1 protein-coding gene is annotated in these 1,171 nt (G+C 74.5%); it reads left to right on the forward strand.

Going from position 1 to position 1,171, the window contains the following annotated elements:
* Window positions 1-1,171 (forward strand): S1 family peptidase (locus tag GXW76_RS25415; protein WP_211864923.1); only part of this gene is annotated, 1,171 nt, incomplete at both ends.

The raw sequence follows: 1,171 nt of genomic DNA on the forward strand, positions 1-1,171 counted from the left end.
CGCCCCGCCGCCGCGCCGGTGCCGCCGCCGGTCGTACCCGTTGCCGCGGCCGCCGCGGTGCCGGCAGCGCGCGCCACCTCCTCGGCCTGGAACTGGTGGCTGCTGCCCACGGGCGTGCTGGTGGCGCTGGCCTTCCTGGCGCTCGGCTTCTGGCTCGGCTGGCAGTTGATCGCCGAGCGCATTACGCAGCAGCGCCTGGTCGCGCATGTCGCCGACGAGACCCGCATCACCGAGCAGGTGACCCGCCAGCGCGAGACCAACGACGCCCTGCGGCGGGAGATCGAGCAGGCGCGCGCCGGGCTCGCGGGCGACGTCTGCCGGCCGGGCGATTTCGGGCTCTCGCCGCTGGTGCCGCCGCAGATCACGCCGATGCAGCCTTCCGCCGTGCCGCCGCCCGCGCCGGGCCAGCAGGCCTTCCAGGGCACGCTCATCGAGTTGCTGGACCAGGCGACGGTGCTGGTGCTCGGGCCGCTGGCGAACGGGCAGGGGGTGGGCACGGGAACCGGCTTCGTCGTCGCGCCGGGCGTCGTCGTCACAAACGCGCATGTCGTGGCGCCGATCGACCCGCAGCGCGTCTATGTGGTGAACCGGCGGCTCGGGCGGCCGGTGACGGTGCAGGTGGCGGCGCAGACGCCCGACCCGCAGCCGGGACGGCCCGACTTCGCCATGCTGCGGCTGCCGGCCGATGCGACGGCGCTGAGCCCGATCGGCCTGACGCGCGTGGCGAGCCGGCTCGACCCGGTGATCGCCGCCGGCTACCCGCAGGCGATCATGCAGACCGACGCGAATTTCCGCGCCCTGCTTGATGGCAATTCGCAGGCGATCCCGGAACTGGCGGTGACGGACGGGCTGATCAGCGCCGTGCAGGCGCTGCCTTCCGGCCTGACGGTGATGCCGCACACGGCGGCGATCAGCCGCGGCAATTCGGGCGGGCCTCTGGTGGATCGCTGCGGCCGCGTCGTCGGCGTGAACACCTTCGGGTTCTTCAACGCGGAGCAGGGGGAGCGCGTCTCCTACGCGCAGAAGGCGGAGGCGGTGATCGCTTTCCTCGCGGCGAACGGGGTGAACGTCACGGAACTGACGGGCGCCTGCACGCCGGCGCCGGTTACCGCGCCGGGCGGGGCTGCGCCGGCCGGGGCACCCGCTACGCCGCCGGCGGGAGCACCTGCCG

Source organism: Neoroseomonas soli, from assembly GCF_018129065.1.
Lineage (GTDB): Bacteria > Pseudomonadota > Alphaproteobacteria > Acetobacterales > Acetobacteraceae > Neoroseomonas > Neoroseomonas soli.